We start from the raw sequence: 25,339 nt of genomic DNA on the forward strand, positions 1-25,339 counted from the left end.
CGGCAGCCGGCCGCGTACCGCCCTCACGTCGTGCGTGCGGGCTCCCGATAGGTCGCCAGGCGCATCGTCGCGGTTGCGCTGTGTGCGGCCATGCCCTCCGAGTCCGAGATCACCTGGACAGCGTGCGCAAGACTCGGGGTCGCCTCGCGGGAGATCCGCTGGTAGGTAAGCGGCTTCAGGAACCGCGAGACCGACAGTCCGGCGCTGTGCTTGGCGCCGCCCGCCGTCGGGAGGACATGGTTGGTTCCCGCCATGCCCTTGTCGGAGTAAGCGACGGTGCTCCACTCGCCGAGGAAGATCGAGCCGTAGTTGCGCAGGTTCTCGTGATACCAGTCGTCGTCCGCGGTGATCACCTCGAGGTGCTCGGGCGCCAGGTCGTCCATGAGGGCGACAGCGGTCTCTCGGTTCGCAGCGACGGTGATCGAGCCGTAGTCACGCCACGCGGGACCCGCGATCGGCGCTGTCGCAAGTCCCGCCAGCTGTCGCTCGACGGCGGCCCCGACTGCCGCACCGTGGGCCTCGGATGTCGTGATGAGCGCCGCCGGTGAGTTGGGGCCGTGCTCAGCCTGTCCGAGCAGGTCGGCGGCGACGATCTCGGGATCCGCCGTCTCATCGGAGAGGACGGCCACTTCCGAGGGGCCCGCGAGGAGGTCGATCGCCGCGGTTCCGAACAGCTGGCGCTTGGCCTCGGCGACGTAGGCGTTGCCGGCGCCGACGAGCATGTCCACGGAAAAGTCCTCGAGGAGCCCAAACGCCATCGCCGCGAGCGCCTGGACGCCCCCCAGCAGAAAGACCCGATCCACACCCGAGACGTGGGCGGCGTAGACGACCGCGTCGTTCGCGCGACCGTCGGGCTGGGGCGGGGTGCACGCGATGACCGAGGGAACACCGGCCGCCTTCGCGACGCCGACGGTCATGAAGGCGGATGCCGTGAGGGGGAAGCGACCTGCGGGCAGGTACGCGCCGACCCGCGAGACGGGCACGTATCGAACGCCCGTCGTGAGGCCCGGTTCGAGCTCGGTGGAAAAGTCGATCAGCTTCGCGCGCTGCGTTTCGGCGAACGCGCGAGTGCGGGACGAGCCCAGTTCGATCGCGGCACGGAGATCGGGATCGAGGCGGTCGCCGCTGCGGGCGATCTCGGCGGACGTCAGCTCGATGTCGCCACCGTCGTAGCCGTCCAGCTTCCGCGCGTACTCACGGACGACGTCCATGCCGCCTCGCTCGATGTTCTGGAGCATCTCAGTGACGGTACGGATGACGGCCGGGTCCCGCTGAGCAGCGGGAGCGTCGACTCCGGGGGACTTGAGGTGTACGAAGGAGCCGTCCAGCTGATCGAGCAGTCGAGGGGAAAAGCGCATGCGAGCCACAGTAGGGAGCCCCATCGTCCCCCACAAGCCCGTTGAATACGTGGTGAAGCACATGTTTTCCCTATGCTTCATTCAACCTGACGAGAGGGAGGTCTGACGTGACCCTCACACAGTTGAAGGCGTTCCTCGCCGCGCTCGAGCGCGGCAGCTTCACCGCCGCGGCGATCGAACTCGATTCGACCCAGGCCTCGGTGTCGGAGTTGGTCGCGAGGCTCGAGCGCGAGCTGGGACTGAAACTCTTCACGCGTGGCCCGCGCCGCCTCGTCCCGACAGCGGCGGCAGGGGAACTTCGAGAACATGCCGTGCAGGCGGTGACCGCCATCACGAACGGCGTCGACGCGATCCGCGCGCTGGCATCGCTCGACGGCGGTACCTGCACGTTCGGCGTCCTTCGCAATGCGGCCTACTACGACCTGTCCGACCTGGTGCAGCGATTCCACGCGCGCCATCCAAGAGTGAAGGTCCGTCTCGTGGGGCTCAATTCTTCGCTTGTCGCCGAGTCGATCGCCGCGGGCGAGATCGAGGCGGGTCTGGTCGTCCTTCCGATCGTCGACGAGGGGCTGGAGGTCAAGCCGCTCTTCCGAGACGAGGTCGTCTACGCGTCCGCGCACCGTCGTCCCGACGAAGGACCCGTGTCGATCGATGAGGTCGCGCGCGCCAAACTCGTGCTCTACGACGCCTACGCGGGGTGGGACGATCCGACGCGGCGTCAGCTCCTCGAGCGCGCGCGCCTGCGTGGACTCGCGATCGAGCCCGCCATCGAAGTGGAGCATGTCGAGACGGCGCTGAACCTCGTCGCCACCGGAGCAGCAGACACCATGGTGTGCCGCACGATCGCGGAGGGAGCGACCTTCCCCGAGGGCGTCGAGGTCACGCCGTTCGCCGAGCCCATGTATGACACAGTCGCGCTCGTCTGGCGTGCCGGCGAGTACCTTTCGCCGGCCACACGCCGGTTGGCCGAGCTCGCTGAGACCACGCTGCTGGCCAAGTTCGACCCTGTGGGGTGACGGTCCCGCCTCAGGTCGCCTCGACGGGGCGGTCCCCGCTCAGAGCTCCAGCTCGACGGCTGTCTCCAGCGCCGCCTCGATCGACCGCATCCAGCCGTCGGACAGCGCCGGCTTAACCCCCGAATACAGCGACGCACCGTCGATGAGGTTGCTCGAGCACGCGCACACCATCGCCGCGCGGAGACCGCGCAGACGCGCCACGATGAACAGGGCCGAGGCCTCCATCTCGACGTTCAGGATGCCCATGCGGTTGAGCTGTTCGATCCACTCCGGTGTCTCGGCGTAGAACGCGTCGTCGCTCACGCTGATGCCGCGGTGCGAGGTGGTTCCGGCATCCGTCGCGATCCGTTCCGAGTGCCGCGCAAGCGCCGTCGTCAGCTCGAGGTCGGGGACGGCGGGGAAGCCCTTCGGGAGGTACGCGTCGGTGGTCCCGTCGTTGCGGAAGCTGCCCTCGCTCACCAGCAGATCGCCGGGGACGATCCCGGGCTGGACGGCCGCGGAACTGCCGACACGGATGAACGATGTCACGCCCACCCGCGCGAGCTCTTCGACCGCGATCGCGGTGGAGGGGCATCCCATTCCGGTGGAGGTCGCTGTGATGTGGCGGCCCTTGTACCAGCCGGTCATCGTGCGGTGCTCACGGTTGTGGGCGACCTCTTTCACGTCGGTGAGGAACTCCGCCACGAGCGGCACGCGGAACGGGTCGCCCGGCAGCAGCGCGACCGACGAGACCTCTCCGGGTGCGAGGGCGACGTGGTACTGGCGGGTGTTGACGCCGGCGGTGGACTTGTCGACGGTGGCCATGGTTTCTCCTGAGGGTCTGAGACGACGGAATCGTCGCAGTCCCCGCCCTGCCCGCCGGGGGAGTCCCGACCGGCGGCCATGGTTGATAGGACGCGCGGATGCCGACGCTACCGCCGTCGTGTTACGGACGTGTTCCAGCCATTCCCCCGGCGCGCGGGCGTCGATAGGCTTCGCGCATGACAGACCAGGCATCTCTGCGGGATCGGGCCGTGCAGCGGCTGAAGGCGAAGCGGCACTTCTGGTCGGCGCTGATCACCTGGCTCGCGCTCTCGGCCATGTTCATCGTGATCTGGGCGGTGACCGGCATGGGCGGCTTCTGGCCCGTGTGGCCGATCGCCGGCATCGCCATCGGGGTCGTCGCGACCGGCATCCGCGCGTTCGGCCCGGGCAGCACAGGACCGAGCGAGTCGGACATCCAGGCCGAGATGCGTCGCCTGTCCTGAACGTCGACGTCGCCGAACGGTGTGACCCGGCCGCCGTGGGTTCCCCCTCTGCGTGTCGCGAACCGTGCGGCGTCGCCTCCGCGATCGACGCGCCGGGACTCCGCACTCAGAAACGATCCACTTCCCTCGCTTGACCCTGCCGTAACGTCAACCGCCAGGGTGGTGTTCATGACAGAGGAACGAGGACCGGACATCGACCGGTCGATCTATGCGATGCCGATGTTCGTGAACATCGTGGTCAGCGATCTCCCGGCTGCCGAGCGTGTGTACACCGCTGCGGGCTTCGTCACGCTTGCGACGATCCCCGGACCGGACGGGGCGCCCGTGCTCGTGCACCTTCGCCGACAGAAGTACCAGGACATCCTGATGACCCATGGTGTGGCCGCCAAGGGGAGCATGTCCGCGTCCTTCGCGGCGGGTGACGTCGACCTGGACGCCGTCGCCGAGCGGCTGCGGGCGTCCGCCGCGGAAGTCACAGGACCGGACGATACCGCATGGTTCTCGACCGACCTCTCGTTCACCGACCATGACGGCAACACGATGACGTTGACGGCACCGCGCGCCGCCGATCGGGCCCAGGCCGTCGAGTGGGCGAGCGAGGCGATCACCGGAGACTTCATCGTTCCCGAGCCGCCGTCGACATTCTCGAACGCGCGCTGAGGAGAAGACCGTGACGGAGTGGGCGATCAAGGACCTCGCCAAGGCGACCGGTCTCACCAGTCGGGCGCTGCGGCACTACGAGCAGATCGGCCTGCTGCACCCGTCGCGCGTCGCGCACAACGGGTACCGCTTCTACGGCGATGCCGAGGTCGCGCGGCTGTACCGGATTCTGTCCCTTCGGGCCCTCGAACTCCCGCTGCCGACGATCCGCCGCGCTCTCGACGACCACACGACCCTCGCCGACGCGATCGAGGGACACCTCGCGCTCCTCGAGGAGCGGCGAGAACGAATCACCGAACAGATCACCGACGTCCGCCGCGTGCGGGATGCGGTGAGGAAAGGACGACAGATGTCCATCGACGACGTGTTCTCCGGCGTTGACGACAGCCGCTACGAGGCGGAGGTGCGCGCCCGGTGGGGCGACACGGCATGGGAACGCTCCGCGAAGCGGCGCGGTCAGATGAGCGAGGAGGAGCGTGCCAAGGACGACAAGCGAAGCGTCGATGTCAACGCCGCTCTGCGCGCGGCCGCCGACGTCGGTGAGAGCCCCGAGAGCACGCGATTCCAGGAGCTGGTCGCCGCCCACCACCGCTGGGTGACCGAGCAGTGGGGCGGGGAGGCCCCGAACCGCGCGGCGTACACCGGCCTGGCGGAGATGTACGTCGCCGACGAGCGCTTCGCCGCGGTCTACGGCGGAGAGGCGAACGCCGCGACCATCCGCGACGCGATCCGCCTCTGGGCCGCCACCCACCTCGCCTGACGCCCCGCCCCCTTCCCCTGACGACCCGCCCCCTTTCCCTGACGCCGAGACTGCATCCTCCGGTCGAGGATGCACGCCGCGCACGCAGTCTCGACCGGAGGATGCAGTCTCGCGGCCATCACGGGGACCCGGGGGCGGGGGTAGCGTCGAGGGGTGGATCAGGCGGGGGTGGTGGGGGTGGTGCTCGCGGCGGGCGCGGGGACGCGCTTCGGTGGGCCCAAGGCCCTCGCCCGGACGCTCGCCGGCGAGCCGTGGATCGCGCGTGCCGTCGCGACGCTCCGCCAGAGCGGATGCCGGGACGTCGTCGTCGTGCTCGGCGCACGCGCAGACGAGGCGCGGCCCCTGGTGCCCGAGACCGCGACCGTCACGGTCGCCGCGGACTGGGCGGAGGGGCTCTCGGCCACACTCCGGGCGGCCCTCCAAGCCCTCGACGACATCCCCGCCGACCGAGCGGTCGTCATCCCGGTCGACGTTCCCGACCTCCCGGCCGCCGCCGTCCGCCGCCTCATCGCGGCGTCCGCAGAGACCGGCTCGCAGACGCTGGCGCGAGCGACGTACGACGGCCGCCCCGGGCACCCGGTCGTTCTGGGGTGCGCGCACTGGCGCGAACTCGCCGCAACCGCGCGCGGCGACCGCGGCGCCGGCCCGTACCTCCGGGCCCATGGCGCAACCGAGATCGAGTGCGGCGACCTCTGGGACGGCGCCGACATCGATCGCCGCCCCTGAGGCGGCGCGCACCCGGCGAGGGCCTCAGCCGCGCAGCACCACGTTCAGCGGCTCCTCGCCCGCGCGCAGGCGATCGATCTGCTTCCGGACCAGGCGCGCGATCCGCGGGGTCATCGCGGACGAGGCGCCGCCGACGTGCGGGGTGATGAGCACGCCCGCAAGCGACCAGAGCGGATGCCCCTCCGGCAGCGGCTCGGGATCGGTGACGTCGAGCGCCGCGCGCACCCGCCCGCGCTCCAGGTGCGCGACGAGGGCGTCGGTGTCGATGAGCGACCCGCGCCCGACGTTGACGATGAGCGCACCGTCGGGGAGTGCGGAGAGGAACGCGTCGTCCACCAGGCGATGGGTGCTGTCACCGCCGGGGAGGGTGAGGATGACGATCTCGGCGTCACCGAGGAGCGTCGGCAGCTCGTCCACGCCGTGCACCGGCATTCCGTCCTCCACCCGCGCGCGCGAGGCGACGACGGTGAGGTCGACCTCGAAGCCGGCCAGGCGCGCGGCGACGGCCTTCCCGACCCCGCCCCAGCCGAGGAGCAGCACGCGCCGGTCGGCGAGGCTCTCGGTGAACACCGACTCCCAGCGCCCGGCGGCGGTGTCGACGGCGAATTGATCGATGCGGCGCTGCGCCGCGATGGCGAGCCCGACCGCGAGCTCGGCGGTGGAGGTCTCGTGCACGCTCGCGGCGTTCGCGAAGACGTGTCCCGAGGGCAGAAGATCCTCGACGCCCTCGTACCCGATCGACTGGCTCTGGATGAGCCCCGTCTCCACGCCCTCGAGACGCGACAGCACCGTCTTCATCGACATGTACGGCGGCACCACCATGTCGAACGCATCCCGCGGCGCCGGCCCGTCCATGGGCCACACCACGAGCTCGACATCGTCGGGCAGTTCGCCCAGGTCGGCGGCGAGGCGGTCGGTGGGCACGGTCACGACGATGCGGCGGGAAGTCACCCGCTCCACGCTACCCGCGCCCGCCCATGCCCGTCCCCGGCGCAGCCCCGCGTCGACTCCGGGCGAACCCGACCGAACCCGGCCCCGCTCAGACCGCCGCGGCGGCGAGGGCAGAGATCGCGGAGGTGAAGAACGGCAGACCGTCGATACCGGAGCGCATGGCGGCCGGCGTGTTCGGGCCGAAGCCCGCCTCGACGGCGTGCTCGGGGTGCGGCATGAGACCCACGACGTTGCCGCGGTCGTTCGCGATCCCCGCGATGTCGCGCAGCGACCCGTTCGGGTTCACGCCGAGATAGCGGAACGCCACTCGCCCTTCGCCCTCGAGTCGATCCAGCTCGTCCTCGGAGGCGATGTAGCCGCCGTCGGCGTTCTTCAGCGGGATGACGATCTCCTGGCCGTCGGTGAAATCCGACGTCCAGGCGGTGTCGGCGTTCTCGACCCGCAGGCGCTGGTCGCGCCGGATGAACTGCTGGTGCGCGTTCCGGATGAGTCCGCCGGGGAGGAGGTGGGCCTCGACGAGCATCTGGAACCCGTTGCAGATGCCGAGGATCGGCATCCCCTTCGCCGCGGCATCCTTCACCTCGGCCATGATCGGCGCGAGCGCGGCGATCGCACCCGCCCGGAGGTAGTCGCCGTAGCTGAATCCGCCGGGGAGGACGAGTGCGTCCACGCCCTCGAGGTCGTGCGAGCCGTGCCACAGCGGGACGGGCTCGGCGCCGGCGATGCGGATCCCGCGCTGCGCGTCGCGGTCGTCGAGCGAGCCCGGGAAGGTGATGACGCCGATGCGCGCGGTCATTCGACGACCTCGATGCCGACCACGTCCTCGATGACCGAGTTGGAGAGGATGTCGTCGGCGATGCGCTGCGCCTCGGCGAGGATCTCGTCGGTGACCTCGCCCTCGACGGTCAGCTCGAAGCGCTTGCCGATGCGGACGTCGGTGAAGGCCTCCTTGCCCAGCCGCGACAGCGCGCCCGAGACGGCCTTCCCCTGCGGGTCCAGCAGTTCGGCCTTGGGCATGACGTCGACGACGATGGTGGGCATGATGAAGGCTCCGGATGTCGCGGGCAGGGGTTGCGCCCAGTCTAGGGCGGCGGGGCTCCGAGCCGCGATCCCACTCCTTCCCCGGTGGTCCACGACGCGAGACCGAGCCGTGACCGCACTGTGACCAAAAACGTGGGAGCGCTCTCTTGACTTCGTGGGAGCGATCTCATAGCGTGTGATCACGTTCGATGGGAACGCTCCCACGACATCGAGGTCTCCTGCACCATCCTGAGGCCGAATACCCTGCAACACGAACTGACCTGGAAACACAAAGGAGTGACAGTGAACTCACGAGCCATGCGCAGAAGCGCTGCCGCGATCGCCGCGTTCTCGGCGACCGCCATCGTCCTCGCCGGCTGCACGAGCGGTGGCGACACCGGTGGCGGCGACGCCGGCGGCGACGCGGGCGGCGACACCCTGACCCTCGCCACCTTCAACGACTTCGGCTACACCGACGAGCTGCTCGCGGAGTTCACCGAAGAGACCGGCATCACGGTCGTACACAACAAGGCGTCGACCTCCGACGACGCCCGCGCGAACTTCTTCCAGAAGCTCGGCAACACCGGCCTCGCCGACGTCGAAGGCGTCGAGATCGACTGGTTCGCCGAGATGATGCAGTACTCCGACCTGCTCACCCCGGTCCCCGACGACGTGAAGGGTCGCTGGATCGAGTTCAAGGAAGCCGCCGCGACGGATGCCGAAGGCAACCTGGTCGCCTACGGCACCGACATCGGACCCCAGGGGATCTGCTACCGCGAAGACCTCTACGAGGCGGCGGGTCTGCCCACCGACCGCGAGTCGGTCGAGGCGCTGTTCCCGACCTGGGATGCCTTCTTCGACGTGGCGGACGACTACACCGAGGCCACCGGACAGCCCTTCGTCGACTCGGCGAACGCGGTGCTCCAGGGCATCATGAACCAGCTCGAGTACACCTACGAAGAGCCCGACGGCGCGATCATCGCCACCGAGAACCCCGACGTCCGCGAGTCGTACGACACCGTCGTCGAGCGCGCGGTGCCGATCTCGGCCTACGCCGGACAGTGGAGCGACGACTGGTTCGCCTCGCTCGCCGGCGGCGAGTTCGCCACGATGCTCTGCCCCGGCTGGATGCTCGGCATCATCGAGGGCAACGCCCCCGAGACCGAGGGCTGGAACATCGCCAACGCCTTCCCGGGCGGCGGCGGCAACTGGGGCGGCTCGTACCTCGTCGTCCCGGCCAACGGTGCCAACGTCGAGGCCGCGCAGCAGCTCGCCGACTGGCTGACCGCTCCCGAGCAGCAGCTGAAGGCGTTCGAGAACGCCGGCACGTTCCCCAGCCAGAGCGAGGCGCTCGAGAGCCCGATCCTGCTGGACTCGACCAACGAGTACTTCAACGACGCTCCGACCGGCCAGATCCTCACCGATCGTGCCGACGCGATCACCGTCACGCCGTTCAAGGGACCGCAGTACTTCCAGTACCACAACGCCCTTCAGGACGCGGTGACCCGCGTCTTCGACGGCCTCGAGGACCCGGAGACCAGCTGGGAGACCTGGGTCACCCAGGTCTCGGGCTTCTGATCTGATCCCTGATCGATGCGGGCGGGCAGCGCCCCTGCCCGCCCGCATCGACTCACCCACTTCCCCCACCGAGTCACCCACATCCGAAGGACGATCGTGACTGTCACAGAACCGCGCCCGAAGACGCGCGCCGGCGCCTCGACGCCACCCCCGCGCCAGCCCCGCGTGCTGTCTTTCTCGCAGCGGCTGAGCAAGTGGGACCTGAGGGTCTCGCCTTACCTCTACATCTCGCCGTTCTTCATCACCTTCGCGGTGGTGGGTCTGTTCCCCATCGTGTACACGGCGATCATCTCCTTCATGGACTGGGACCTCATCCGAGGCTCCGGTACCTTCGTCGGATTCGACCAGTACATCTGGATCCTCTCGCAGCCCCATTTCTGGACCGCGCTGCGCAACACCTTCTCGATCTTCCTGCTGTCGACGATCCCCCAGATCATCCTCGCGATCTTCATCGCCTCGGTCCTCGACCGCAACCTTCGCGCCAAGACCTTCTGGCGCATGAGCGTCCTGGTGCCCTTCGTGGTCGCACCGGTCGCCGTCGGCCTCATCTTCAACGCGATCTTCGCCGATCAGTCCGGCCTCGCCAACGCCTGGCTCCAGGCCTTCGGGCTCTCGGCCATCCCGTGGCACGTCGACCCCTTCTGGAGCCACGTCGCGATCGCCACGATGGTGAACTACCGCTGGACCGGGTACAACGCCCTCATCCTCCTCGCGGCCATGCAGGCCGTGAACCGGGACTACTACGAAGCGGCCACCGTCGACGGCGCGGGCCCGATCCGTCAGTTCTTCAGCATCACGCTGCCGTCGCTGAAGCCGACGCTCATCTTCGTCATCATCACCGCCACGATCGGCGGCCTGCAGATCTTCGACGAGCCCCGCGTGTTCGACCAGTTCGGTCGTGGCGGCGCCGCCCAGCAGTGGCTCACGATCACGCTGTACCTCTACCAGATCGGGTGGGGCCAGTGGAACTTCGGCCGGGCCGCGGCGATGGCCTGGATCCTCTTCATCATCATCCTCGGGATCGGGTTGCTCAACCTGCTCATCACCCGCACCCTCGTGCGCGATGAGGGCCTCAGATCCGAGATCAGCAAACGGCAGGCGAAAGAGCTCGCCCGCGCCGCAAAGAAGGACGTGGAGGCGAAGCGATGAGCATCGGATACCCCACTCCCCTCGCCGTCGTCGAGGAGAACATCCCCAACCGCAAGGCACGCAAGCGCGGCGCCCGCACGACCCGCATCCGCGGATCGCGCCCGGGCTTCTGGGCCTACGGGACGCTGGTCGTCATCATCATCTCGGCCGTGTTCCCGCTGTACTGGTCGTTCATCATCGGCTCCGGTGACTCCTCGACCCTGCGCGGACCGTTCCCGTGGGTCCCGGCCGGCAACTTCTTCGACAACGCCGCCGCGGTCGTGAACAACCCCGCCGTGAACTTCTGGACGGCGCTGTGGAACTCCATCTACAGCTCGTTCCTCATCGCCGCCGCGGTCGTGATCACTTCGACCCTCGCGGGGTGGGCGTTCGCGAAGCTGAAGTTCCTCGGCGGGCCCGCCCTGCTGGTCTTCGTGGTGGCGACGATGGCCGTTCCGCAGCAGCTGGGCGTCGTGCCGCTGTACATCCTGTTCTCCGAGCTCGGCTGGACCGGTCAGATCGGCGCGATCATCATCCCCGCGCTCACGAGCGCCTTCGGGGTGTTCTGGATGACGCAGTACCTCCGCCAGGCGGTGCCCGACGAGCTCATCGAGGCGGCCCGCATGGACGGGGCGTCCATGATCCGCACGTTCTGGACCGTCGGCGTGACCGCCGCGCGTCCCGCCGCGGCGATGCTGTTCCTGTTCACCTTCGTGGGTGCCTGGAACAACTTCTTCTGGCCCTTCATCGTGCTGGACCGCCAGAACCCGACCCTGCCGGTCGCGCTGTCGCTGCTGCAGTCGAACTACTTCGTCGACTACTCCATCGTCCTCGCGGGCGTCATCCTCGCCACCATCCCGCTGCTGATGCTGTTCATCTTCGCCGGCAAGCAGCTGGTGAGCGGCATCATGGCGGGCGCCGTCAAGGGCTGAGCCCCGGCATCCGTCACCCGACCCACCCTCGTCCGTCCCCCCCATACCCAGAGAGGATGCCGCCCGCATGAGCGAGAACTCCGAGCGCACCTTCCCCGCGAACTTCCTGTTCGGTGCCGCCACCGCCGCCTTCCAGATCGAGGGCGCCGCCTTCGAGGACGGGCGTCGGGCGTCGATCTGGGACGCGTTCAGCCGCGAGCCGGGCGCGGTCATCCACGCCGACAACGGCGACATCGCGTGCGACCACTACCACCTGTACCGCGACGACGTGGCGCTGATGAAGCGCATGGGGCTGCAGACGTACCGCTTCTCGACCTCGTGGTCGCGGGTGCGGCCCGACGGCGGCGAGCTCAACCCGAAGGGCATCGACTTCTACAGCCGTCTCGTCGACGAGCTGCTCGAGGCCGACATCCTCCCGTGGCTGACGCTCTACCACTGGGACCTGCCGCAGGCTCTTCAGGAGCGCGGCGGCTGGACCGTGCGCGAGACCGCGGACCGCTTCACCGAGTACGCGCTCGACATGCACGACGCGCTCGGCGACCGCGTGAACGTGTGGACGACCCTCAACGAGCCCTGGTGCTCGTCGTTCCTCAGCTACGCCGCGGGCATCCACGCGCCGGGGCACTACAGCGACGCCGAAGGCATGCTCGCCGCCCACCACCTGCTGCTCGGACACGGGCAGACGGTGCGCGAGCTGCGCGCCCGCGACGCCTCGCTGAACCTCGGCATCACGTTGAACCTCACCGTCGCCGACCCGGTGGACGCGGCCGACCCCGCCGACATCGATGCGGCGCGCCGGATCGACGGCCAGTTCAACCGCTGGTTCCTCGACCCCATCTTCCGTGGGGCCTACCCCTCGGACATCGTGGCGGACTTCCGCCGGGTGGATGCCGCCGCCGCCGACGCGCTGCAGGCTGCGATCCTCCCGGGCGACCTCGAGGCCATCTCGACCCCGATCGACACGCTCGGGGTGAACTACTACCACGGGGAGCTCGTCAGCGGGCACGCCCCGGTCGTCCTCCCGCCCGTCGGCGAGGCGCCGACCGATCGCCCCAGTCGCTCGCCCTTCCCGGCATCCGACGGCATCTTCTGGCACGAGCGTGGCCTGCCGCGGACGCCCATGAACTGGGAGGTGCAGCCCGAGGGGCTGACCCGCCTGCTCACCCGCGTGTGGCGCGAGTACGCCCAGCCCGCCGAGGTGACCCTCTACGTCACCGAGAACGGCGCCGCCTACGACGACGAGCTCGTCGTCGACGCGGGCGAGCCGCGCGTGCACGACGCGGAGCGCGTCGAGTTCGTCCGCGACCACCTCGCGGCGATCCTGGATGCACAGGATGCCGGCGTCGACGTCCGCGGCTACTTCTACTGGTCGCTGCTCGACAACTTCGAGTGGGCGTGGGGCTACGAGAAGCGCTTCGGCATCGTCCGGGTCGACTACGACACGCAGGTGCGCACGGTGAAGGACAGCGGACGGGAGTACAGCCGTATCATCGCGGCGCGGGCACTCGCGCCGCACGCGGTCCCGGCATCCTGACAGACTGGCGATCGCACGAGGGAGGTTACACATGAGCGCAGACACCGTTCGGGGTTCTGTCACGATCGAAGAGGTCGCGGCGGCGGCCGGGGTCTCCCGATCGACGGTGTCGCGCGTGGTCAACGGCTCGACGGCCGTGAGCCCGGAGGCGCTCGATGCCGTCAACCGTGCGATCGCCGATCTGAACTACGTTCCGAACCGTGCCGCCCGCTCGCTCGCGAGCCGTCAGACCCACGCCATCGCGCTGATCGTCCCCGAGGACACCACCCGGTTCTTCGGCGATCCGTTCTTCGCGGCGATCGTGTCGGGCATCAACGCGCGGCTCAGCCGCTCGGACTACGTGCTCAATCTCTTCATCGCCAACGACGACCCGGGCGACAAGACCACCAGCTACGTCCGCAGCGGTGCGGTCGACGGCGCGATCGTCGTCTCGCACCACACCAGTGACACGTTCATCGACCGGATCGCCGCCGTCGTCCCGGTCGTCTACGGTGGGCGACCCGTGCGCGAGCGGGAGCGCGACTACTACGTCGACGTCGACAATGTCCGCGGCGGGCGGGATGCCGTGGCGCACCTGATCGCCCACGGGCGGCGGCGCATCGCGACCATCACCGGGCCGCTCAACATGCCCGCCGGCGTCGACCGCCTCCGCGGCTACCGCCAGGCCCTCCAGGAGGCGGGCCTGCTGGAGGGGCCCATCGAGGACGGCCGGTTCACCTCCGACGGCGGAACCGCGGCGATGCGCCGCATGCTCGAGCGCGGCGGCGAGCTTCCCGATGCGATCTTCATCGCGAGCGACCTGATGGCGCGCGGTGCGATGAACGTTCTCACCGCCGCCGGCATCCGCGTCCCGGAGGACATCTCGATCGTCGGGTTCGACGATTCGCCTGTGGCGACCTCGGTGTCGCCGGCGCTGACGACGATGCGTCAGCCGTCCTACGCGCAGGGGGAGCGGATGGCATCGATCCTCCTCGACCTCCTCGCCGGACGCGAGGCACCGCACGTGACGATCCTCGAGACCGAGCTCATCCCGCGCGACTCGGTCTGACCGGGCTCAGTCCGACCGGAGCCTGCCTCACCAGCCGGTGAGGCGCTGGAGCAGCTCCCGGTAGCGGCCGGCCGTGCGCTCGACGATCTCGAGCGGAAGCGCGGGCGGCTCGCCGGTGCGATCCCAGTTGGTGGCGAGCCAGTCGCGGACGATCTGCTTGTCGAAGCTCGCCATGCGCTCGGCGGCGCTGTGGCCGGTCTGCCACGCCTCGGCATCCCAGTACCGCGACGAGTCGCTCGTGAGCACCTCGTCGGCGAGGGTCAGCACACCGGCGTCGTCGAGGCCGAACTCGAACTTCGTGTCGGCGAGGATCAGACCGCGCTCCTCGGCGGTGCGGGCGGCGCGGTCGTAGATCTCGAGCGAGAGGTCGCGCAGCTGTGCGGCGAGGTCGGCGCCGACGAGGTCGACGGTCTGCTCGTACGAGATGTTCTCGTCGTGTTCGCCCAGGGGCGCCTTGTACGCCGGCGTGTAGATCGGCTCGGGCAGGCGGTCGCCGTTCGCGAGTCCTTCGGGGAGGCGGATGCCGCAGACCGTGCCGTTCGCGCGGTACTCCGCCCAGCCCGATCCGGTCAGGTACCCGCGGACGACGCACTCGACCGGCTGCATGTCGAGGCCCTTCACGACCATCGACCGGCCCGCGACCGCGGGGGGGATGAGGTCGCGCACCGCGTCGGCATCCGCTCCGGTGGGCGCGGTGAGCACCCGGCTCGCCGCGAGGTGATTCGGGATGTCGCGACCGCCGTCGCCGCCGGCCAGGCGGTCGAACCACCACAGGCTCAGCGTCGTCAGGAGCACGCCCTTCTCGGGGATGCCGGGGGAGAGGACGTGGTCGAACGCGCTCACCCGGTCGCTGGCGACCACGAGCATCCGCTCGGCGATGGCGGATACGTCCGCGTCGGCTTCGGCGTCCGGGATGTCCGCGGGGACGTAGAGGTCGCGCACCTTCCCCGAGTACACGTGACGCCAGCCGGGCAGGTCGAGGGTTTCGCTCACCCGCCCATCCTCCCATTCCGGGTCCGTCGCCCGCGCTAGCGTGTCTTGCGTGACCCGCACCCGCTTCCCCCGCTCGGTGTTCCGCGTCGGCACCGAGCCCGACGCGCGGTTCACGCTGGCCAACGAGCGGACCTTCCTCGCCTGGACCCGCACCGCGCTCGCGCTCATCGCCGGCGGCGTCGCGCTGGAGGCCCTCGGGCTGGACCTCCAGGTCGGGTTCCGCCTGGCCGCGTCCCTCGTGCTGGTGGTCGCGGGACTCGCCCTGCCGATCTGGGCGTGGGTCGAGTGGATGCGCACCGAGCGCGCCCTCCGCACGGGACGCCCGCTGCCGGGCGCGCACACCAGCGTCGTGCTCGCGATCGTCGTGGTCGTCGTCGGGATCCTCGTGCTCCTCGGCATCGTCTGGCGATGACCGAGCCCCTCTTCGATCCGGGACTCCAGCCCGAGCGCACGGCGCTGGCCTGGCGGCGGACGGCGCTGGCGATCGGCGTGGGATCGCTCATCGCCCTGCGCGTCCTGCCGGAGGCGCTGGGCTCGCTCGTGTGGCTGACCCCGGCCGTGCTGGGACTGATGTTCGCGGCGTGGCTGTGGTGGCGCGCCGATCGGCGCTACCGCACCACGGCCCGCGTCCTGGCCGCCCACGGTGACCGCGCGGCGCTCCCGGGCGGTGCTCTGCCTGCCGCCCTCCTCGCCTTCGTGGTCGCGGCCGGCCTCCTCGCCCTCGGCGTCGTGATCGTGGTCGCGGCCGGCTGACCGCGGCGCCGGCCGTCCCGGTAGGTCCGTCCGACGCCGGCCCGGAGGCGGAGGGTACGTCGGAACGCACGCGATCTCGACCCCCTGTCGCGCGTCGCGGGCCGCGACCTAGCGTCGAGACATGGATGCCCGCAGAGCACGCCGTACCCGGACCGCCATCGCCGTCGCCGCCCTGAGCGCGGTCGCCCTCGCCGGCTGCACATCCGCCGACGACACCGCGGCGACCGCACCTCCCCCCGCGACGCCACCCGCCGCGCCGGCCCCGACGTCACCGACTCACTCTCCTGCCTTCGCCCTCCCGTCCGAGCCGGTGGAGGGGGAAGTAGCGTCGGCCGTCTCGGATCGGGGGTCGTCGCCCCCGTCGAACTCCTCCGTCGCGGGACCGGGGGTGCTCGTCGCCGACCGGCCCTTCTTCATCGAGGGTCAGTGCGAGGGGGAGCGGGGCACGTACGAACTGACGTCCGCGGATCCCGCCGATGCGGGCCGGATGCTCGTCGAGGGCACCCTCGACTGCGGTGCTCCCATGAGGACACCGTCCGACTACTCGCTCCCGTACGCGGGTCCCGTGCAGCTCTCGTTCACCGACACGGACGATGTCGAGCAGGCATGGCTGCGGGTCGTGCAGCCGTGAGGCATCAGCCTTCGTCGACCGTCGCTGCGATGTCGGTGCGGTGCTGCGCGCCGTCGAGGCCGATCGCGTCGATCGCCTGATACGCGCGCCCACGCGCCTCGCCGAACGTCTCCCCGGTTGCGACCACGTTGAGAACGCGACCCCCGGTGGCGACGAGCGCGCCGTCGACCTCGGCGGTGGCCGCGTGGGCGAGGTGGACCCCGTCGACGGATGCCGCGGCATCCGTCCCGGTGATCTCGCGGCCCGTCTGGGGTGCGGCCGGGTAGCCCTCGCTCGCCAGGACGACGGTGACGGCGGCGCGGTCGGAGAAGACCGGACGGCGCTCGTCCTCCAGGTGACCCGATGCGGCCGAGAGCAGCAGCTGCGACAGAGGGTCGACGAGGCGGGGGAGGACGACCTGGGTCTCGGGGTCGCCGAAGCGCGCGTTGAACTCGATGACCTTGACGCCCGCATCGGTGAGGATGAGGCCGGCATAGAGGAGGCCGATGAAGGGTGTGCCCTCCGCATCCAGCTGACGGATGACAGGCTCGGCGATGTCGCGGGTGACGAGGTCGACGAACGCCTCCTCGCTGCCGAAGCGCTCGGCGAGCCAGGGGAGCGGCGAGTATGCGCCCATGCCGCCCGTATTCGGGCCGGCGTCGCCGTCGCCGAGGCGCTTGAAGTCCTGCGCGGGGCTGAGGGGGAGCACGCGGTCGCCGTCGCTGAGGAAGAAGAGCGACACCTCGGGGCCGGAGAGGAACTCCTCGACGAGCACGGCGCCGGACGGGAGGTATTCGGCGGCGTGATCGAGGGCGGCCTGGCGGTCGGAGGTGACGATCACACCCTTGCCCGCGGCGAGTCCGTCGGCTTTGACCACGTGCGGGGCGCCGAGGTCATCGAGGGCCTTCTCGACCTCGGCGGGGGTCGCGGCCCGCACCGCGCGGCCGGTCGGCACGCCCGCGGCGTCCATGATCCGCTTGGCGAACGTCTTGGATCCCTCGAGCTGAGCGGCGGCGCGCCCCGGACCGAACACCGGGATGCCGCGCTCGCGCAGCGCGTCGGCGACGCCCGCGACGAGGGGCGCCTCGGGGCCGATGACGACGAGGTCGACGTGGCGCTCGTTCGCGAACTCCGTCACCGCGACCGGGTCGTTCGCGTCGAGCGCGACGATCTCGGCATCCCGGGCGATTCCGGCGTTGCCCGGAGCGGCGAAGATCTCGTGCGCGACGTCCTCCCCCCGCAGCGCGAGGACGATGGCGTGCTCGCGCGCGCCCGAACCGAGGACCAGGATTCTCACCCCGCCAGCCTAGCGAGGGGGTCGTCGGGCGCGAGTACGGTGAGGGGATGGCTCCGCGGAAGATCACCACCGACGACGGACGCGCCGCGCTCGCGGCTCTGGCCGCGGGAGCGGACGACCGCCCGACGCGCGCGACCGCGGTGCGCTACCTGCTGCAGCTGCTGGCCGAGAAGGCGCCGGGCAACAGCGTCGAGGTGCGCGTCCCTCCCTTCGGCGCGGTGCAGGTGCTCGAGGGCCCGCGGCACACGCGCGGAACGCCGCCGAACGTCGTGGAGACGGATGCCGACACCTGGGTCGCGCTCGCGACGGGCGCCGAATCGTGGGTGGAGGCCTCCGCCGCGGGTCGCATCTCCGCCTCCGGCGTGCGCGCCGACCTCTCCGCTCTGCTGCCGCTCCGGCCCTGACCGTGTTCTTAAGGTCTCCGGTCAGCGCCCGTGCCGCCGCGGGGTCACGACCGGCACCCCGGTCTTCGGGTGGGGGAAGACGTCGACCGCCTGGCCGTAGACCTCCTCGATGCGCTCGGCGGTGAGGACCTCCGACGGGATGCCGGTCGCTACGACCCGCCCGTGCGAGAGCAGCGTCACCCGGTCGGCGTGCGCCATCGCGGAGTTGAGGTCGTGCAGCACGACGGCGACCGCCGCGCCCTCCCGCGCGCGCTGCACCGCGAGGGTCAGCACGTCCTCCTGATGCCTCAGGTCGAGGGCGGCGGTCGGCTCGTCGAGCAGCAGGATGTCGGTCCGCTGTGCGAGGACGCGCGCGAGCGCCGCGCGGGCGCGCTCGCCTCCCGACAGCGACGGCACGGTCCGCTCCGCGAGGTCGACGATATCGGTCTCACGGAGCGCCGCGGCGATCGCCTCGTCGTCCTCATCCGTGAGCGGCGTCCGCGCCCACGGTGCCCGCCCCATCGCGACGACCTGCGCGACGGTGAACGGGAAGCTCACGGCGTTCTGCTGCAGGAGCACCGCGCGCCGTCGGGCGAGGTCGCGGGGGCGGTACGCCGCCAGCGCCACGCCGTCGAGGTGCACCGATCCGGAGGTCGGCACGACGTCGCCGGCGATCACGCCGAACAGCGTCGACTTCCCGGCACCGTTCGGCCCGATGAGCGCGTGCACCTCCCCGGCACGGATCCCGAGCGAAGCTCCCGACAGGATCTCGCGGCGTGCTCCGTCCGGGACGACGGAGACGTCCCGCGCTTCGAGGACCGCCCCGCGGGCCGGTCCAGCCTCCCGCAGCGCCGTCATCCCCAGCCCCCTGCCCGGCGCCGTGTCCGCACGAGGAGCCAGAGGAAGAAGGGGCCGCCGACGAGGGAGGTGATCATCCCGATCGGCAGGTCGGCGAGCGGCACGGCCGTCCGCGCGATGAGGTCGGCGACGGCGATGAGCGTCGCGCCGCCCAGGGCGCTGGTGATGACCAGCGGCAGGTGGGCGGGCCCGATCGCCATCCGCATCAGGTGCGGGATGACGAGGCCCACGAACGCGATGATCCCGGCGAACGCCACGGCCGCGCACACCAGCAGCGCGACGAGCACGATGACGAGGATGCGCAGGGCCTCGACGCGAAGACCCAGGTGGCGCGCGGTGCGCTCGCCGAGGGCGAAGAGGTCGAGCCGCTTCGCGACGAGGACGGATGCCGCGACCCCCACCAGCACGAGCGGCGCGACGAGGGCGATGTTCTGCCACAGCGCGCCGTTGAGACTGCCGAGCTGCCAGAACACGATCTGCTCGCGCGTGGAGGTCGTCCCGGCGAAGGTGAGGAAGGCGAGCCCCGCCCCGGCGATCGCGTTGACCGCGATGCCCGTGAGGAGCAGCGTGACCACCTCGGTCCGCCCGCCCGACCGGCTGACCAGGTAGACGGAGAAGACCGCGACGAGCCCGCCGACGAAGGCGAAGCCGGGGGTCGTCCACAGCCCGAAGAGGGTGAGCCCGAACGTCAGGCTCGCCGCGGCCCCAAGGGCGGCGCCGGAGGAGACCCCCACCACCGCGGCATCCGCGAGGGGGTTGCCGAAGATCGCCTGCATGAGCACGCCGGACACCGCCAGCGCCGCCCCGACGAGGATGCCGAGCGCGATGCGCGGCAGACGGATATCGAGCACGACCCCCGCGGCCGTGGGTGCGTCGGGTGCCCACGCGGTGTCGATCCCCCCGGCCTGGAGCAGGACGCCGAGCACCTCGGTCGGGGCGAGCGCGTACTGCCCGAGTCCGAGCGAGACCACGGACACGGCGACGAGGGCTGTCCCCAGTGCCCCGGCGGTCACGGCGATCCGAGTTCCCCGGCCCCGCGTCGGAACAGGGGTGACGACCTCGACGCTCATGCGGCCGGGGCGTACAGCGCCCGGGCGAGGGCGCGCACGATCTCGGGCGAGCGCGGCCCGAAGCTGAGGATGTCGGCATCCGCTATGTCGATCACGCGGCGGTGCGCGCCCGCCGCGGTCTGCTCGAGCGCGGGGATGCGCTCGAGCAGTCCGTCCACGCCGCCGACCGAAGCGAGCCCGTCGGTCATCATCACGAGCACGTCGGGCTGCGCCGCCACGAGCGCCTCGGCGGTCATCGGCTGCATGCCCTCCCACCCGATCTCGCCGGCGACGTCGATGCCGCCGACGGCTTCGATGAGCGAATCGGCGCCCGAGTCGCGGCCGAAGATGTAGAAGATGTTGGCGTTCCCGCGGACGTAGAGGAACAGCATCCGTGGGCGATCGGATGCCGCGTCCGGTGCGACCTCGGCGATCTCGGTCACGGCGGCATCGAGGTCGGCGAGGACCCGCGCGGCGAGGGCGTCGCCGCGGTCCGGGACGCCGAGTGCGGTGGCGATCTCGTGCACGAGGTCGTCGGCGGTGTCGAGGCGATGCTCGCCGCTGATGACGACGACGGCGATGCCCGCGTCGCGGAGCTGCTGGCGAACCTCCTTCGGCCCGATCGAGGTGTCGGTGAGCATGACGGTCGGGGCGAGCTCGAGGATCGCCTCGGCGTTGAGGGTGTGTCCACTGTCGGTGACCACCGGCAGGTCCTCCGTGCCGGGGAACTCCGTCGACGCGTCGCGCCCGACGACCCGGTCCCCGAGCCCGAGCCCGAACACGGTGGCCGCGATCGTGCCCGAGATGTCGACGGGCAGGATCCGTTCGATGTCGGTGACCGTGACCCGACGGTCCTCGGCATCCGTCACCGAGGCCGGGAGGACGGGGTTGCCGCCGTCGACGGGTTCGACCGCGCGCGACGGCAGGCAGGCCGTAGAGGGTCCGCTGACCGCGCGCGGGTCGCTCGCGAGGGCGAGCTGGACGAGGGGGAGATCGGATGCCGGGCACGACGGATCCATCGCCGGGGTGGTCGCTCCCGGATCGACGGACGCCCCCGCGGCGGCGCAGCCCGAGACGGCGAGTGCGAGTGCCAGAAGCAGCGCGAGGGAGCGGACACGGTTCATGTCGGTAGGCCTTCACTCGGAGTTGACGGCGGCTGAGAATCTGCCGTACGGTGCACTCAGCTTAGGTAAGGCAACCCTAACTAACCAAACCCGACCGACCGATTCCGGCGCCCCGCGCCCGACGTCTCCGGAGACCCTCGTGCTACCCGAATCCGTTCCCCCGCTCGCCGCGCGCGCCCAGATCGCGCTCGCCGTCCTGCTCTCGGCGCTCCTCGTCATCGCGGGAGCGCTCACCGCCCCGACGGCCCGCGCGGTCGTCGGCGGCGCGGTCGTGACGCCGTCCGTGACCGCCGTCTCGCCGGAAGGGATCACCGTGCAGGTGCAGGCGAGCGGACTCGGGCCGGCCGCCTCGGCCTACGCGGCGCTCATCGAGAAGGGCACCGAGGCGAACCTCACCGGATCGGGGGGCTACGCCGCGTTCGCGATGCCGTTCCCGGTCATCGCCGACGGAGCCACCGCTTTCGCGCTCACCGCCGCGGCATCCGGCCTCGACCGGACGAAGACGTACGAGGTGCTGATCTGGCAGATCCACTCGCCCGCGAACGCCGCCACGATCTACGCCCGTGCGGATGTCGCGATCTCGCCGACCGAGTGGGACGCGGTCTTCCCGCCGGAGCCGACCCCGGAGCCGACCCCCGCCCCGACCGTGGAACCCACACCCGCGCCGACCGTGGAGCCGACGCCCGAGCCGACCCCGACTCCGGAGCCGACCGAGGAGCCCGCGCCCGTCCCCGCGCCGAGCGTGAGGGTGTCCGTCACCGATGGACTCGACCGCGACGGCCAGACCGTGACCGTGACCGGGTCGGGATTCGTCGCCGACCCGCCCGCGACGAACGGCGCACGGCCGCCGCTGGCCGGCGTGTTCGCGGGTGCGTACGTCGTCTTCGGGAAGTTCCTCGACATCTGGCGTCCCTCGCAGGGAGCACCGTCGTCGGCGCGTACGGTCATCGCCCAGAAGTGGGGCGTGAACGAGGCCCAGTTCGGAGGCGCGGTCAACGCCGGGAACGGCGGCGTCGTCATCGCCGCCGACGGGTCGTTCGAGATCGAGCTGACGGTCTCGGCATCCGAGGCGAACGATCTGCGGGAGGGCAACTACGGGATTTACACCTACCCCGGCAGCGGCGCGACGTATGCGGCCTTCGAGACCTACACGCCCCTGACCTTCGCCGACCCGGCGCCGGTGTTCGAGCCCGAGATCCAGGTGTTCCGCGCTGACGGCACGACCCCGGTCGGGTCCTCCCTCGTCGCCCCCGGTGAGGAGGTCGTCGTGCGCGGGTCCGGCTTCGACCCGACCGCGAACATCGGCGGGCGCGGCGTCCCGATCCCTGCGACCCTCCCGCAGGGGTCGTACATCGTGTTCGGATCCTTCGCGCCGTCGTGGCAGCCCTCCGCCGGTGCCCCCTCGTCGAACCGCAAGGTCGGCGCGCAGGGATGGATCCTCTCCGAGGACGTGCTGAACCAGGTGCCGCCGATGTACCAGGGCGCCGTACGCGCTCAGTGGGTGCCCCTCGCCGCCGACGGCACCTTCGAGGCGCGCCTGACCGTGTCCGAGATCACCGACGGCCCGGCCGGCGGACGCACCGGCGTCTACACCTACGGCGCCGGCGGTGTGGCCAACGCCGCCCAGGAGCTCTTCGTCCCGATCGCGGTCGGAGCCGAACCGGACCCGGAGCCGACGCCGGGCCCGGACCCGACCCCCAGCCCGACCCCCACGACCCCGACGACGCCGCCGGTGCTCACGCCGACGGGTCCCGAGGCGCCGGTCGGCGCGGGATCGCTCCGCTGGGGGATCTCGTCGAGCTTCGTCGGCTACGTCACCGGACCCATCGCCGGCGGCAGCGTCGCGGTGACCGGGGGAGCCACCCGGGCGAACGGGGTGTTCCAGTTCGGTCAGGCCTCCGGCAGCACGTACTCGACCGCGGACGGCACCGGCACCGTGTCGTATAGCGGCGCGGTGCGCTTCCTCGGCCACTCCGGGGTGCTGGACGTCACCATCGCCGCCCCGCAGGTGCAGATCACGTCATCGACCTCGGCCGATCTGTACGTGACCTCCGGCGGTGCGCAGGTGCGCTTCGCGACGCTGAACCTCGCGGCAGGGACCCGCTCGACCGGCAGCGGCACCGTCACCTACTCCGGCGTCCCGGCGACGATCACCGCCGACGGTGTCGCGCGGGTGCTGCAGGGCTTCTCGACGACGCTCGACCCGGTCACGTTCACGGTGGGCGTCCCCGCCCCCGCGCCGGCGGGGTCCACGGGAACCGTCGCCGCTGCGGCCCCCGAACCGCCGGCTCGCACCCTCCCGGAGGCGCCGCCCGCGACCAGCGGCATCGAGCTCGACGACGCCACCCTCGCGGCATTGTCGGCCGGTGAGCAGGTCACGATCTCCGTGCCCGGCTTCCAGCCGAACGAGTCCGGCATCGCCGTCGTCGTGTACTCGACCCCGACGCTCCTCGCCGAGGTCGACGCGGATGCCGCCGGCGTCGCCACGTGGACCGGCGCGCTGCCGGCGACCCTCCCCGACGGCGAGCACACGCTCACCTTCCAGGGCTCGATCGAGCGCGGGATCGCGTTCACCCTCGCCCGCACGGCGACCGTCGGGGCGTGCGTCGTGGACGCCGCGACCCTCGCGTGGGGCTTCAAGGAGAGCTTCCGCACCTACATCGAGGGCATCGCCGCGGGCGGATGGGAGCTCGACGGGGTCGTCTACGACTACCCGGACTTCACGTGGACCGGCGGCACGGGATCGGTGGATGCCGAGACCCGCACGGGCCTGGTGGACTTCGGTGGCAGCATCCGCTTCACCGGTCACGGCGGCGCGCTCGACACCACGCTGACCGACGCGCGCATCGAGCTGGCCGGCGATCGTGGGTACGTGGTGTTCGACGTCACGGGCACCACGCAGGACGGAGCGCCCGTCGCGCAGGCCGGTGTGCGTCTGGCCGAGTTCGCCCTCCCCGATCTCGAGGTCACCGACGACGGGCTGGCCCTCGACGCGCTGCGGGCGACGCTGACGGATGCCGGGGCGAGCGCCTTCGGCACGTACTCCGCCGGCGAGCAGCTCGACCCGGTCTCGGCCGTCCTCCCCGTCTCCCCGGACTGCGATCTCGCTGCGGGCGACGCGGCGCCCGAAATCGAGGACGGGTCGGTATCCGCCCCCGTGGGGCCGGACGCGCAGTCCACCGTCGCCGCCGCATCCGACGACTCCTCGGCCGTGTGGCCGTGGGCGCTCGCCGGGTTCGTCGTGCTCGCCGCTCTCGTCGGCGCGGGGGTGTGGGTGACCGTCGCCCGCCGTCGCTCGGCCTGAGAGCGCGGGCGCCGCGCGCGGCATCCGCGGACACGACGATCCGACGGATGCCGCGCGACCGGCCCGCGCCGACCCGCCCGGTGCCACAATGAACCCATGGCACGCGCGCGCACAGGCGCAGCAGACGATGACGACCGCTCCCGGCACGAGCACGTCGTCGACGAGGAGTGGGTATCGCTCGGTGTCCGGCGCGCGCCGCGGGTCGGCCGGTTCCTGTTCATCGGGCTCTTCGGCGGCCTCGCGATGGCGATCGTGCTCACGATCGTGGCCGGGTTCACCGCTCCGCCCGGGGGCCCGCTGTCGAACGGTCCCTCGGGGTATCTGCGCGTGTTCGGCGTCCTCGCCGCCCTGTGCATCGGCGTGGGCCTGCTCGTCATGAGCGTTCTGGCCATCGTGCTCGACCGCTTCGTCGGCCTCCGCACGTCACCGGTGATCGCCGAGCACGCCACGACGCTGCACGACGATCTCACCTCGCCGGTCGGCGATGAGCCGCCCCGCTGGGCGCGTGATGCCGCTGACCTCGCCCCTCCGCCTCCGCGGCCTCCGCGCGCGCCCCGGCCCGCGCGTCCGGCCGGCCCTCCCGCCGGCGGCCCGGCCCCCGACGCCCCGAAGGGATAATGGAGGCATGGCCGACGACCCGATGCACCCGCGCGGCTCCGCGCCCGAGCCCTACCGTGCGCGGTCCGAGACCCTCCAGCTCCGCCGCGCACCGAAGATCTCGGTCTTCCTCATCGCAGGCGCGGGGCTCGGCATCCTCGTCGCCCTCATCTTGACCTTCGCCTTCGACGGCACGGAGGCCGTGAGCCGCAACACCGGCTTCGAGTACTCGCAGGGCCAGGTCTTCGGCTTCATCGCCCTCATCTGCATCCCGCTCGGCGTCGCCCTCGCCGGCGTGGTGGCGCTGATCTTCGACCGCGCCTCCAGCCGCCGCGCGCGGCAGGTGGCCGTCGAGCACGACGCGATCCAGATCGCCCCCGACGACGACCGCGCCTGACGGGCCCCGCCTGACG

27 protein-coding genes are annotated in these 25,339 nt (G+C 71.1%); 17 read left to right on the forward strand and 10 right to left on the reverse strand.

Going from position 1 to position 25,339, the window contains the following annotated elements; genetic code table 11:
• Nucleotides 1-23: 23 nt before the first annotated feature.
• Entirely contained in the window at nt 24-1,358 is a 1,335-nt protein-coding gene (gene hisD / locus ABXJ56_RS07335; RefSeq protein WP_353999040.1) for a histidinol dehydrogenase, read from the reverse strand.
• A gap of 107 nt (nt 1,359-1,465) precedes the next feature.
• On the opposite strand from hisD, the gene ABXJ56_RS07340 reads away from it, so the two are divergent.
• Complete coding sequence (locus tag ABXJ56_RS07340; RefSeq protein WP_353999041.1) at nt 1,466-2,374, forward strand: LysR family transcriptional regulator; 909 nt, start codon at nt 1,466-1,468, stop codon at nt 2,372-2,374.
• Between the two features lie 39 nt (nt 2,375-2,413).
• Here the strand turns inward: ABXJ56_RS07340 and ABXJ56_RS07345 are convergent, their stop codons facing one another.
• A complete protein-coding gene (locus ABXJ56_RS07345) occupies nt 2,414-3,178 on the reverse strand; it encodes a nucleoside phosphorylase (protein WP_053546609.1) in 765 nt (254 codons plus the stop codon).
• A 176-nt stretch (nt 3,179-3,354) separates the two neighbouring features.
• On the opposite strand from ABXJ56_RS07345, the gene ABXJ56_RS07350 reads away from it, so the two are divergent.
• The 4 genes from ABXJ56_RS07350 (at nt 3,355) to ABXJ56_RS07365 (ending at nt 5,767) form a co-directional block, all read left to right on the forward strand.
• Nucleotides 3,355-3,621 (forward strand): 2TM domain-containing protein, encoded by a 267-nt coding sequence (locus ABXJ56_RS07350; protein WP_353999042.1) that lies wholly within the window; start codon nt 3,355-3,357, stop codon nt 3,619-3,621.
• Between the two features lie 168 nt (nt 3,622-3,789).
• Entirely contained in the window at nt 3,790-4,281 is a 492-nt protein-coding gene (locus ABXJ56_RS07355; RefSeq protein ID WP_353999043.1) for a VOC family protein, read from the forward strand.
• Between the two features lie 10 nt (nt 4,282-4,291).
• On the forward strand, nt 4,292-5,041 hold the full coding sequence (locus tag ABXJ56_RS07360) for a MerR family transcriptional regulator (RefSeq protein WP_353999044.1): 750 nt from the start codon (nt 4,292-4,294) through the stop codon (nt 5,039-5,041).
• A 153-nt stretch (nt 5,042-5,194) separates the two neighbouring features.
• Nucleotides 5,195-5,767, forward strand: coding sequence for a nucleotidyltransferase family protein (locus tag ABXJ56_RS07365; protein WP_353999045.1), 573 nt, complete (start codon nt 5,195-5,197; stop codon nt 5,765-5,767).
• 24 nt (nt 5,768-5,791) lie between these two features.
• Here ABXJ56_RS07365 and ABXJ56_RS07370 read toward each other — a convergent pair whose 3' ends face one another.
• The 3 genes from ABXJ56_RS07370 to purS all read right to left on the reverse strand — a co-directional run bounded on the left by ABXJ56_RS07370 (nt 5,792) and on the right by purS (nt 7,759).
• A complete protein-coding gene (locus tag ABXJ56_RS07370; protein ID WP_353999046.1) occupies nt 5,792-6,718 on the reverse strand; it encodes a 2-hydroxyacid dehydrogenase in 927 nt (308 codons plus the stop codon).
• A gap of 88 nt (nt 6,719-6,806) precedes the next feature.
• On the reverse strand, nt 6,807-7,514 hold the full coding sequence (gene purQ, locus ABXJ56_RS07375; protein WP_353999047.1) for a phosphoribosylformylglycinamidine synthase subunit PurQ: 708 nt from the start codon (nt 7,512-7,514) through the stop codon (nt 6,807-6,809).
• Entirely contained in the window at nt 7,511-7,759 is a 249-nt protein-coding gene (gene purS / locus ABXJ56_RS07380) for a phosphoribosylformylglycinamidine synthase subunit PurS (protein ID WP_053546604.1), read from the reverse strand. The genes purQ and purS overlap by 4 nt, the downstream gene beginning before the upstream one ends.
• A 282-nt stretch (nt 7,760-8,041) precedes the next feature.
• On the opposite strand from purS, the gene ABXJ56_RS07385 reads away from it, so the two are divergent.
• From ABXJ56_RS07385 to ABXJ56_RS07405, 5 genes are all read left to right on the forward strand, one after another.
• Nucleotides 8,042-9,316: an extracellular solute-binding protein gene (locus ABXJ56_RS07385; RefSeq protein WP_435404962.1), complete on the forward strand. Its 1,275-nt coding sequence runs from the start codon at nt 8,042-8,044 to the stop codon at nt 9,314-9,316.
• 96 nt (nt 9,317-9,412) lie between these two features.
• Complete coding sequence (locus ABXJ56_RS07390; RefSeq protein ID WP_353999049.1) at nt 9,413-10,465, forward strand: carbohydrate ABC transporter permease; 1,053 nt, start codon at nt 9,413-9,415, stop codon at nt 10,463-10,465.
• On the forward strand, nt 10,462-11,376 hold the full coding sequence (locus tag ABXJ56_RS07395; protein WP_301131878.1) for a carbohydrate ABC transporter permease: 915 nt from the start codon (nt 10,462-10,464) through the stop codon (nt 11,374-11,376). Before ABXJ56_RS07390 ends, ABXJ56_RS07395 begins: the two co-directional genes overlap by 4 nt.
• Before the next feature lie 67 nt (nt 11,377-11,443).
• Entirely contained in the window at nt 11,444-12,910 is a 1,467-nt protein-coding gene (locus ABXJ56_RS07400; protein ID WP_353999050.1) for a GH1 family beta-glucosidase, read from the forward strand.
• Between the two features lie 31 nt (nt 12,911-12,941).
• Nucleotides 12,942-13,958: a LacI family DNA-binding transcriptional regulator gene (locus ABXJ56_RS07405; protein ID WP_353999051.1), complete on the forward strand. Its 1,017-nt coding sequence runs from the start codon at nt 12,942-12,944 to the stop codon at nt 13,956-13,958.
• 27 nt (nt 13,959-13,985) lie between these two features.
• Here the strand turns inward: ABXJ56_RS07405 and ABXJ56_RS07410 are convergent, their stop codons facing one another.
• The gene (locus tag ABXJ56_RS07410; RefSeq protein ID WP_353999052.1) at nt 13,986-14,951 is read right to left on the reverse strand and encodes a phosphoribosylaminoimidazolesuccinocarboxamide synthase; all 966 of its coding nucleotides are present in this window, start codon (nt 14,949-14,951) and stop codon (nt 13,986-13,988) included.
• 49 nt (nt 14,952-15,000) lie between these two features.
• On the opposite strand from ABXJ56_RS07410, the gene ABXJ56_RS07415 reads away from it, so the two are divergent.
• The 3 genes from ABXJ56_RS07415 (at nt 15,001) to ABXJ56_RS07425 (ending at nt 16,335) form a co-directional block, all read left to right on the forward strand.
• Nucleotides 15,001-15,363, forward strand: coding sequence for a YidH family protein (locus ABXJ56_RS07415; RefSeq protein ID WP_353999053.1), 363 nt, complete (start codon nt 15,001-15,003; stop codon nt 15,361-15,363).
• Entirely contained in the window at nt 15,360-15,704 is a 345-nt protein-coding gene (locus tag ABXJ56_RS07420) for a DUF202 domain-containing protein (RefSeq protein ID WP_353999054.1), read from the forward strand. Before ABXJ56_RS07415 ends, ABXJ56_RS07420 begins: the two co-directional genes overlap by 4 nt.
• Nucleotides 15,705-15,825: 121 nt before the next feature.
• A complete protein-coding gene (locus ABXJ56_RS07425) occupies nt 15,826-16,335 on the forward strand; it encodes a hypothetical protein (protein WP_353999055.1) in 510 nt (169 codons plus the stop codon).
• Between the two features lie 4 nt (nt 16,336-16,339).
• On the opposite strand, the gene purD is transcribed toward ABXJ56_RS07425, so the two are convergent.
• A complete protein-coding gene (purD, locus tag ABXJ56_RS07430) occupies nt 16,340-17,611 on the reverse strand; it encodes a phosphoribosylamine--glycine ligase (protein ID WP_353999056.1) in 1,272 nt (423 codons plus the stop codon).
• A 47-nt stretch (nt 17,612-17,658) separates the two neighbouring features.
• On the opposite strand from purD, the gene ABXJ56_RS07435 reads away from it, so the two are divergent.
• Nucleotides 17,659-18,015, forward strand: a complete 357-nt coding sequence (locus tag ABXJ56_RS07435) for a sterol carrier family protein (RefSeq protein ID WP_353999057.1) — start codon at nt 17,659-17,661, stop codon at nt 18,013-18,015.
• Between the two features lie 21 nt (nt 18,016-18,036).
• Here the strand turns inward: ABXJ56_RS07435 and ABXJ56_RS07440 are convergent, their stop codons facing one another.
• Genes ABXJ56_RS07440 through ABXJ56_RS07450 form a run of 3 tightly spaced genes read right to left on the reverse strand, consistent with a single transcriptional unit; the run spans nt 18,037 to nt 21,025 of the window.
• Nucleotides 18,037-18,852 (reverse strand): heme ABC transporter ATP-binding protein, encoded by an 816-nt coding sequence (locus ABXJ56_RS07440; protein WP_353999058.1) that lies wholly within the window; start codon nt 18,850-18,852, stop codon nt 18,037-18,039.
• Entirely contained in the window at nt 18,849-19,922 is a 1,074-nt protein-coding gene (locus ABXJ56_RS07445; protein WP_353999059.1) for a FecCD family ABC transporter permease, read from the reverse strand. Before ABXJ56_RS07445 ends, ABXJ56_RS07440 begins: the two co-directional genes overlap by 4 nt.
• On the reverse strand, nt 19,919-21,025 hold the full coding sequence (locus ABXJ56_RS07450; protein ID WP_353999060.1) for a heme/hemin ABC transporter substrate-binding protein: 1,107 nt from the start codon (nt 21,023-21,025) through the stop codon (nt 19,919-19,921). The genes ABXJ56_RS07445 and ABXJ56_RS07450 overlap by 4 nt, the downstream gene beginning before the upstream one ends.
• 139 nt (nt 21,026-21,164) lie before the next feature.
• Here ABXJ56_RS07450 and ABXJ56_RS07455 point away from each other — a divergent pair, with 139 nt between their 5' ends.
• From ABXJ56_RS07455 to ABXJ56_RS07465, 3 genes are all read left to right on the forward strand, one after another.
• Nucleotides 21,165-24,329 carry an HtaA domain-containing protein gene (locus tag ABXJ56_RS07455; RefSeq protein ID WP_353999061.1) on the forward strand — a complete coding sequence of 1,055 codons (3,165 nt, stop codon included), beginning with the start codon at nt 21,165-21,167 and terminating at the stop codon, nt 24,327-24,329.
• 96 nt (nt 24,330-24,425) lie between these two features.
• Nucleotides 24,426-24,947: a hypothetical protein gene (locus tag ABXJ56_RS07460; RefSeq protein ID WP_353999062.1), complete on the forward strand. Its 522-nt coding sequence runs from the start codon at nt 24,426-24,428 to the stop codon at nt 24,945-24,947.
• A 7-nt stretch (nt 24,948-24,954) separates the two neighbouring features.
• A complete protein-coding gene (locus tag ABXJ56_RS07465; protein WP_353999063.1) occupies nt 24,955-25,323 on the forward strand; it encodes a potassium transporter Trk in 369 nt (122 codons plus the stop codon).
• Nucleotides 25,324-25,339: the final 16 nt, after the last annotated feature.

Source organism: Microbacterium aurantiacum, assembly GCF_040532595.1.
In the GTDB taxonomy this organism is placed as follows: domain Bacteria; phylum Actinomycetota; class Actinomycetes; order Actinomycetales; family Microbacteriaceae; genus Microbacterium; species Microbacterium chocolatum_B.

What these genes read in the sequence shown, in the direction of transcription:
- hisD (WP_353999040.1), bottom strand. Translation starts at nt 1,358, where the DNA reads ATGCGCTTTTCCCCTCGACTGCTCGATCAGCTGGACGGCTCCTTCGTA.
- ABXJ56_RS07345 (WP_053546609.1), bottom strand. Translation starts at nt 3,178, where the DNA reads ATGGCCACCGTCGACAAGTCCACCGCCGGCGTCAACACCCGCCAGTAC.
- ABXJ56_RS07350 (WP_353999042.1), top strand. Translation starts at nt 3,355, where the DNA reads ATGACAGACCAGGCATCTCTGCGGGATCGGGCCGTGCAGCGGCTGAAG.
- ABXJ56_RS07355 (WP_353999043.1), top strand. Translation starts at nt 3,790, where the DNA reads ATGACAGAGGAACGAGGACCGGACATCGACCGGTCGATCTATGCGATG.
- purQ (WP_353999047.1), bottom strand. Translation starts at nt 7,514, where the DNA reads ATGACCGCGCGCATCGGCGTCATCACCTTCCCGGGCTCGCTCGACGAC.
- purS (WP_053546604.1), bottom strand. Translation starts at nt 7,759, where the DNA reads ATGCCCACCATCGTCGTCGACGTCATGCCCAAGGCCGAACTGCTGGAC.
- ABXJ56_RS07395 (WP_301131878.1), top strand. Translation starts at nt 10,462, where the DNA reads ATGAGCATCGGATACCCCACTCCCCTCGCCGTCGTCGAGGAGAACATC.
- ABXJ56_RS07400 (WP_353999050.1), top strand. Translation starts at nt 11,444, where the DNA reads ATGAGCGAGAACTCCGAGCGCACCTTCCCCGCGAACTTCCTGTTCGGT.
- ABXJ56_RS07405 (WP_353999051.1), top strand. Translation starts at nt 12,942, where the DNA reads ATGAGCGCAGACACCGTTCGGGGTTCTGTCACGATCGAAGAGGTCGCG.
- ABXJ56_RS07420 (WP_353999054.1), top strand. Translation starts at nt 15,360, where the DNA reads ATGACCGAGCCCCTCTTCGATCCGGGACTCCAGCCCGAGCGCACGGCG.
- ABXJ56_RS07425 (WP_353999055.1), top strand. Translation starts at nt 15,826, where the DNA reads ATGGATGCCCGCAGAGCACGCCGTACCCGGACCGCCATCGCCGTCGCC.
- ABXJ56_RS07435 (WP_353999057.1), top strand. Translation starts at nt 17,659, where the DNA reads ATGGCTCCGCGGAAGATCACCACCGACGACGGACGCGCCGCGCTCGCG.
- ABXJ56_RS07440 (WP_353999058.1), bottom strand. Translation starts at nt 18,852, where the DNA reads ATGACGGCGCTGCGGGAGGCTGGACCGGCCCGCGGGGCGGTCCTCGAA.
- ABXJ56_RS07445 (WP_353999059.1), bottom strand. Translation starts at nt 19,922, where the DNA reads ATGAGCGTCGAGGTCGTCACCCCTGTTCCGACGCGGGGCCGGGGAACT.
- ABXJ56_RS07450 (WP_353999060.1), bottom strand. Translation starts at nt 21,025, where the DNA reads ATGAACCGTGTCCGCTCCCTCGCGCTGCTTCTGGCACTCGCACTCGCC.
- ABXJ56_RS07460 (WP_353999062.1), top strand. Translation starts at nt 24,426, where the DNA reads ATGGCACGCGCGCGCACAGGCGCAGCAGACGATGACGACCGCTCCCGG.
- ABXJ56_RS07465 (WP_353999063.1), top strand. Translation starts at nt 24,955, where the DNA reads ATGGCCGACGACCCGATGCACCCGCGCGGCTCCGCGCCCGAGCCCTAC.